Origin of the sequence: Synechococcus sp. W55.2, assembly GCF_047461635.1 — a bacterium.
Taxonomy (GTDB): Bacteria; Cyanobacteriota; Cyanobacteriia; order Thermostichales; family Thermostichaceae; genus Thermostichus.
Genome location: NZ_JANSHM010000096.1, coordinates 1 through 7374, shown reverse-complemented (window position 1 = coordinate 7374; position 7374 = coordinate 1). Strand labels below are relative to the sequence as shown.

General features: G+C 55.5%; 4 protein-coding genes and 1 pseudogene. 2 read left to right on the top strand and 3 right to left on the bottom strand.

The window, feature by feature from the left end; genetic code table 11:
- A pseudogene (locus NW828_RS13350) lies at positions 1-365 on the top strand (hypothetical protein); the annotation flags it as partial.
- Between the two features lie 34 nt (positions 366-399).
- Here NW828_RS13350 and NW828_RS13345 read toward each other — a convergent pair.
- Complete coding sequence (locus NW828_RS13345) at positions 400-630, bottom strand: DUF2555 domain-containing protein (protein ID WP_414384377.1); 231 nt, start codon at positions 628-630, stop codon at positions 400-402.
- A gap of 353 nt (positions 631-983) precedes the next feature.
- On the opposite strand from NW828_RS13345, the gene NW828_RS13340 reads away from it, so the two are divergent.
- The gene (locus NW828_RS13340) at positions 984-2762 is read left to right on the top strand and encodes a flavin reductase (protein ID WP_414384376.1); all 1779 of its coding nucleotides are present in this window, start codon (positions 984-986) and stop codon (positions 2760-2762) included.
- Here NW828_RS13340 and NW828_RS13335 read toward each other — a convergent pair.
- Together NW828_RS13335 and NW828_RS13330 are read right to left on the bottom strand one after the other, a co-directional pair.
- Positions 2740-3312: a Uma2 family endonuclease gene (locus NW828_RS13335; RefSeq protein WP_414384374.1), complete on the bottom strand. Its 573-nt coding sequence runs from the start codon at positions 3310-3312 to the stop codon at positions 2740-2742. The two genes, NW828_RS13340 and NW828_RS13335, sit on opposite strands and share 23 nt — an antisense overlap.
- A gap of 67 nt (positions 3313-3379) precedes the next feature.
- A complete protein-coding gene (locus NW828_RS13330) occupies positions 3380-7105 on the bottom strand; it encodes a PAS domain S-box protein (protein ID WP_414384372.1) in 3726 nt (1241 codons plus the stop codon).
- Positions 7106-7374 lie beyond the last annotated feature (269 nt).

Genomic DNA, 7374 nt, shown 5'->3' with positions numbered 1-7374 from the left:
GCACCCAGTCTGCCGAGGAGAACGCCGCCCGTCTGCGGGAAATCGAGGAGCTGCGTCAGTCCATCCAAGAAAGCCGCGCCGAATTTGCCGAACAAGCTGCTGCCCAAGCTCAAAGCCTGCGAGAGCTACAGCAAGTTGTCAGCGAGACCCGCTCTGACTTAGCTCACCTTGCCGAGTGGGCAGAGGAAGTGACTCAAGCTCTTGTCACCCTCACCGCTCTACAACGAGAGCACGAACGCGCCATCCAGGCCATCAACCAACGGCAAGCGGAAACGGATCAGAGGTTCAACGTTCTCCTTGAAGAAGTGCGCTATCTGATTCGCCGGCAAGGCTCTGACGGAAATCCTCCCCCCTCGTTGCCCTGAGCACTGGGATCCCTTCGGAACTGCGAAGACAGTCCTAATCTTCATCCACTTCCCACTCCAACAGGTGTGCATAGGGAGCCACCAAGTGGGGAGCATAAAAGGCAACGGCTCGAAGGGCATGCCAGTCTTCCAAGCAGCCAAAGACGGTCGGATAGTCATTGCGCTCCAACCGCTCTGCAATTGCCGCCACCTCAGCTTCGGTAAACTGGCGGGGATCCATCCCCTTAGCAGGGGCTTCCACTTTGGACTTGGATCGGGCAGACATAGGCAGCCTGAACACGCTACAAGCCGATCTTAGCCTCTTCTTTTCGCTGGCCAAAAACTTGAATACTCCCTGTCCCAAAGGGAGAAAATTCTTAATTACTGGTATTTCTTAGCAACACTGCGTGAACAGCTTTAAGACAGTCGTGTGGTTTTTTGGGCAGTTGAGTCTTCTCGCCACTGTATTTGCTGTAGCACAAAAGCCGCCCTACTGGTTGAGTTCCGCGTAGGGGTAGAACGGGGCTTCAGACCCAACTTTTGGGCAAGCCGGGCCGTGGGCTCCCAAACTCTGAAAAGGGATCCCCATTCCCCCAGTTTCGTGGCAAGGTGAGGACAAATGCCCCATTGGAGGCTGCCATGGAGAGCAAGATCCCCGCCCGCGATGTCCAAGTTGCCCTTATCGGCCCGTCCACGTTGGTTCTCCGCTCCCGCACCTGGGATCGCCTGAAGTTTGAGCTGGAATACGCCCGGCAACGGGGCACCACCGCCAATAGCTACCTCGTCCAGGCCCGGCAAACCCTCCTCATCGATCCTCCCGGGGAATCGTTCACCGGCATCTTTTTAGAAGAGCTGGCCCAACACCAGTACCTGCAGCGGTTGGACTTTATTTTGCTCAGCCACGTCAACTTTAACCGCATTGCCACTCTCAAAGCCCTATTGCCTCTGGCTCCCTACGCGATGGTGCTCTGCTCCAAGCCGGGATCCATTACGCTACGGGCCGCCTTTGAAGAGATGGATCCCTTGCCCCGCAGTCGCGACGAAGAGGAAGCCGCCGATCTGGGCATTTTCTACAATGGCGACCAGTCTTTCCGTTTGCGGGTCGTCCGAGATGGGGATCGCCTGGATTTGGGAGAAGGGCATGAGTTGCACTTTCGCACCGTGCCCACACCCCGCCACCCCGATGCCCTCTGTGCCTACGATCCGGCTACCGGGATCCTCTACACCGATAAGCTGTTCGGCGCCCATGTGTGCGATGAGCAGGTGTTTGACGAACATTGGCGGCAGCTCAGCGAAGACCGCCGCTACTACTTCGACTGTTTGCACCGCAACCAATTGCCCCAGGTGAAGGCAGCCCTGGCCAAGTTGGAAGAATTTCCCGCCCAAATCTATGCCCCTGCCCACGGCCCCTTGGTGCGCCACAGCCTGCGGCGGTTGCGGTTGGACTACCACACTTGGTGCGAGGAGGATCCCGGCGAGCAGCGGGTAGCTCTTCTGTACACTTCTGCTTACGGGAATACAGGTTTGATGGCCATGGCCATAGCCCAAGGGTTGGAGCGAGCCGGCGTTAAGGTGGAGCGGATCAACTGCGAATGGGCCACCCCGGAAGAGATTGCCCAGGCTCTGGAGCGCTGCCAGGGGTTTGTTGTTGGATCCCCGACTTTGGCCGGCCATCCTCCTGTGCAGATCCAAACCGCCCTTGGCATCATCCTTTCTTCAGTTCCCACCACCCGATTGGCCGGGGTTTTCGGCTCCTACGGCTGGAGCGGAGAAGCGGTGGATCTCATCGAGAGTAAGTTGCTCAATGCCGGCTTTTCCTTGGGGTTTGAGACGATCCGCGCCAAGTTTAAGCCCACCCCTGAAATCCTGGAAGCCTGTCAAGAGGCGGGATCCCAGTTTGCTCAGGCCCTGCGCAAAGCCAAACGAGCCCGCGCCCCTCGCCAAACCAGCAGCGAAACTCAGGCGGATCGGGTTGGGCAAGCCCTGAGCCGGGTGGTGGGATCCCTGTGTGTAGTTACCGCTCTGCAAGGAGAGACCCGCCGTGGCTTTCTCACCTGGTCGGTGGCCCAGGCCAGCTTCAATCCGCCGGGGCTAACCCTGTCGGTGAACAAGGAACAAGAAGCCGAATTGCTGACCTATCCCCAGGCCCCCTTTGTGCTCAACATCTTGCGGGAAGGCAAAGGTAGCAATTTGCAACGGCACTTTCAGCGGCCCCAGCGCCCTGGAGAAGATCGCTTTGCCGGCTTGGCCACGGCCACTGCTGAGAATGGCTGCCCCATTTTGTTGGATGCCTTAGCTTACCTGGAGTGCCGTGTCAAAACCTGGATGGACTGCGGGGATCGCTACCTGGTCTATGCCGAGGTGGAACGGGGCAAGGTGCTGGATCCCACGGGGGTTACGGCCATGCGGCGGGGGTAGTGTATTGGAGAACAAAGATTTGTTGTGGAGTCAATGCTAACTGGATCCCGTCGATCACCTTGAGCTGACGATCTCCTCGGCAAATTTCTGGCTCTTGTTGAGGAGCAAATACCAAAATAGAGTAATCGTCTAAATCCACCATCCACCCTAATTTGCTGCCGTGCTTTAGGCAATGCAGGATATTATCGATTACACGGCTTACCCTTTGACCCGGCGAAAGAATTTCGATAATCCAGTCGGGTGCTGCGGTGAAGTCATCCTCTGGCTCGCCTGTTTCACTGAGGCGAATTCGATCCCACGCAATTACGGCAATATCGGGAACAATGGAACGACCGGCAAAAGTGCATCGCAATTCGGGTAGGGCAGTATAGTCGGTGGTGCTGCCGTCAACCTCAGCCACGAGGCGTTTTTGCAAAATGGAGTGGTGGGCTTTGGGCAGCGGTTTTTGAATGGCAACTCCATCCACGTACTCCCATGCCGGAGAATCTTCTATGTGAGGCAACTTGAGGAAGTCTTCAAGAGTGAGAGCCAAATCTAGGCGAGTTGTCATAGGTTTAGGCAAAGCCCCCCCAGATCCCTGCCAGTAATGTATCCCAAAGCGAGGGGAAGAAGTGGAATTAAAATTGCGGCAATTCGAGTAGATGTAGCGTAAAAGTCGTCCAACCGGCAGAGCTGTTGACCTCAATGGATCCCCTCAGTTGATCCACCATTTGTTTCACCAAAGCCAAGCCCAGACCGGTGCCCCCTTCTTTCCAAGGATCATGGCTGGGGATCCGGTAAAAACGCTCGAAAATGCGGGTGAGTTCCTCAGCCGGGATCTCTTGGCTATTCCTGACTTGGATGCGAGTTCGGTTGGCCTCAACCCTGACTTCTAGGCAGATGGATCCCTGAACCGGGGTGTATTTCACAGCGTTGTGCAGGAGCTCCCGCAGGATACGCCCCAAAAGGAGAGGATCTGTGGTGATGCTGCTCTCCAGAGGCACGTTGGCTTGAAAGGTTTGCCCCTTAGTACGGGCGCGTTCGCCAATAGCCAACAGCAAATCCCCCAACAAGGCTTCCCAGGTCAGCGTTTGCAGATTCAAAGCATAGGCTCCTGCCTTTAGCCGCTGCAAATCCAACAGGTCATTGATCAGCTCGATCTCCCGCTGGCATTCTCGCTCTGCAATGGCTAAGTATTGAGCTCGTTTCTCCCCAGTGGGATCCATCTGCAACATTTTCAGGGCCATTTTCATGCTGGTTAGAGGAGTGCGCAACTCGTGGCTGACAGTGCTGATGAAATCGTCTTTCAAGCGGTTGAGGCGCTCTAGGGCTTGCACCTGCTCTTGGGCAGCTCGGAATAGGCGCGCCTGCCTTAGGCCGATAGCACATTGATTGGCCACTTGAGCTACGAGATTCATTTCCTGCTCATCAAAACTTTCCTCGCTGCTGCGAAAAACCCACAGATCCCCCAAGACTTGCTCCCCATCCCGCAGAGGGCAGACCAAGACTGATCCTTGGCGGGGGGCGTCAGGAAGTAAACAAAATATGCAGGGCTCTCCTCGCAACAACTGGGCGTAGAGATCTGGACATTGGGCAAAGGGAATACAAGTATGCAAGGCCGACCCCAAGCGAGGACAATACTCGTAGCTGATGGTGGAAAGTGTGAGATCGGCGTTGTAAAGGCCAATATCGCAGCCATCTGCATTTAGGTTGTCTCCCAGCTCGCGCAGAGCGGTGTTGAGAATTTCAGCTTCATCCAGAGAGTCGCGCACCCGGTCAGTGATGCGTTTCAGCAGGGCCTCAAATTGCAGGGATCGCTGCAACTCAGAGGTGCGTTGCCGAACCTTTTCTTCCAAGGTTTGATTAAGGGCTTGCAGTTGTTCATATAACTGGGCCTGTTGCAACGCGATGGCTAATTGATCGCTCAGCTCTTGTAAAAGCCGGATTTCCCACCCCTGCCAAGGGCGGCTGGATTGGCAGTGCTGTGCCACCAGAAGGCCCCAGAGATCCTCTCCCCGCCGAATTGGGATCACCAAGTTGGCTTGGGCCTGGAAAGATTCCAAGAGCTCCCGATAGCAAGGATCCAAATTGGCCGTCGCCACGTTGGCTATGGCTTGCACAAAGCCCTCTTGGTACTTGCGGTAGCAAGGATCCTGGCGAAGGCAAGCATCCCACACCCAGCGGCCCAAGTGGCTGGGCCAGGGATCCGCCACCGACTCAGCAGCTACAAACCCCCCTACACCTTCCTGCAACTGATAGATCATCACCCGATCCACCTGGAAAACCTCTCGCACTTCTGCAACAGTGGTTTGCAAGATAGATTGCAAATCCAAATCCTGACGGATGCGTCGCAGCAAAGCTCCAAGCAGCCGCTCCCGCTCTGCTTCTTTCAGCAACAGATCTTGGGCTTGTTTGAGGGGCGTTATGTCCACAGCGATGCCGCAAACGGCGTAAGGAGACCCCTGCTGATCCCGCAGGGCAAACTTGGTGACCCACTGGGTCAATCTCTTGCCATCGCGGAAAAAGGTTCGCTCGTAGCTGACAGGATGCGGAGATTGCAGGACTTTTTGATCCTGATCTCGAAATTCTAGAGCCTCTTCTGATGCGAACAGCTCACTATCCAACTTTCCAAGGAGCTCTTCTGCCTTGCAGCCTCTCTGTTGTAGATAAGTCTTGTTTACATGAAGATAGCGCCCTTCCAGATCTTTGAGAAAGATAGAAAAAGGGATCCCGTCCAGAATAGCCCTAAGCCGAGCTTCGCTTTCTTGTAGAGCCAGCTCTGCTTCTTTCTGCTCCGTAATATCTTCGGTAATGCCAACAATACGGATAACCTCTTGCTGTTCGTTCAAGATGGGTCGGCAAGAAGTACGCAGCCAGCGCAGCCTGCCATCCCGATGGAAAAGGCGGTAGGTGATCTGCTGGGCTTCTTGAGTGGCTCGGGCGGCCACCTGCAGTACCCTTGGCAGATCTTCGGGATGGATCCTGTCTTTCCAGAGATCTGGCTTGCGGCGAAACTCTTCTGCTGTGTAACCCCAGATCTTCTCGCTTTGGGGGCTTTTGTAGAGAGACTGGCTCAAGTCTGCAGAATACACAAAGAAAGCCACCGGTACAGCCTCTGCAATTTCTCGGAAGCGGGCCTCGCTCTCTCGCAGGGCCAGTTCCACCTGCTTTTGTTGGGTGATATCGCGGGTACTGGAAACGATCCCTTGCACAGAGGGATCCTCCAAAAGATTGGTGCAGAGGCTCTCCAGCCACACCCACTGGCCATCGGCGTGTTGGGCCCGGTAAATAAAGCTGAGTGTCTCGCCAGGTCGAGCCTTGAGTTGCTCAAGAGCATTAGCAACGTTCTGCCGATCCTCGGGGTGAACCCAATCCAAGGGTACGGCCTCTCCCTGATTGGGAGCACGCCCCAAAATTTTCTCAGCAGCCGGAGGATTTAAGGTATGCAGCAGACCTTGGGCATCGATCCGACACAAAATGTCGTGGCTGTTGTTGAGGAAGGCGCGAAAACGCTCTTCTTGTTCCCACACCTCCTGTTCCAGCCGCTTTTGTTCGGTGATATCTAGGACAATGCCGAGAAGTCCCAAACCTTTAGACTGATCCTGAAGCTTTACGGCCAGGCGATAAGTATAGCGCTCCTGACCTTGAATTACTTCCTTGCCCTCGAGTTGGGAAAACCCTTGCCGCTCTAGATCGGCTAGAACTTGAGGGGTGTACTCCGGCCAGTGGGGATGTTGTTGAGCCACCTCCTCCAGAGAAGTACCCAGCAGATCGCCAAACCAGGCGCGGTCGGTGGCATTTTGCAAAATTAGCACTCCCTGGGGATCCCTGGCCCACACCGCCAACGGCAGGGCGTCCAACAAGGTGCGCAGTTGGGCCTCCCGCAGCCGCAGGTTTTCTTCCAACTGTTTCTTCTCGGTAATGTCTCGGCCCACCCCGCGAATGAACTGCAAGCGGCCCTGCCAGTCAAAAATGCCTTGGTTGATCCACTCGAACCAGCGCGTCTGCCCCGACGCATCCGATACCCTGCCAACTCGGGTGAAGGTAGGCTGCTGAGGGGTGAGCTGGGCTATCTTTTGCCGCACCTGCTCTTGCTCTTCTGCCGGCAGCACGTCAATCCAGCGCCTGCCCCGCCAATCCCCCAAGATTTTCTGGCAAGCTTCGTTACATTCCACCACCGTCGTATCTGCACGCGCCAGCATGATGACATCGGGAAAACCCACCTGATCCCGCTGCAGCCAGCGCTTTTGCCAGTACATCACCACGGCCAGTGAGGATCCCCAAAGGAGCAGCCAAAGCCATCCGGGCAGAGTGTTCCAGTTGAGTAAGGTAAGCAGGTTGACCAGATCCCAGGAGGCGCTCATGAAGGTTGTCGATTAAGTTAAGTTTAGAAAGCGTCAAGGAGTACACTGCTTTTCGGTAGCATTTCTAACCCAGGATCAAGCACTGTGCCAACAATTCCCCATCTCCCCGAAAAGGAGAGCAAAGTTTGAGTCTACTGGAACGGTGGGGCAGTATCCTCGAAAAGGGGGCTTTCAGGGTGAAGAGTTGTTTCTTAGGTTGTGTTGATCTTTCATTTGAGCCAAAAGAGAGCACTGACGAGATAGAGAAAACTCAAGAAGTTCCTGGCCAA

What these genes read in the sequence shown, in the direction of transcription:
- NW828_RS13345 (WP_414384377.1), bottom strand. Translation starts at nt 630, where the DNA reads ATGTCTGCCCGATCCAAGTCCAAAGTGGAAGCCCCTGCTAAGGGGATG.
- NW828_RS13340 (WP_414384376.1), top strand. Translation starts at nt 984, where the DNA reads ATGGAGAGCAAGATCCCCGCCCGCGATGTCCAAGTTGCCCTTATCGGC.
- NW828_RS13335 (WP_414384374.1), bottom strand. Translation starts at nt 3,312, where the DNA reads ATGACAACTCGCCTAGATTTGGCTCTCACTCTTGAAGACTTCCTCAAG.
- NW828_RS13330 (WP_414384372.1), bottom strand. Translation starts at nt 7,105, where the DNA reads ATGAGCGCCTCCTGGGATCTGGTCAACCTGCTTACCTTACTCAACTGG.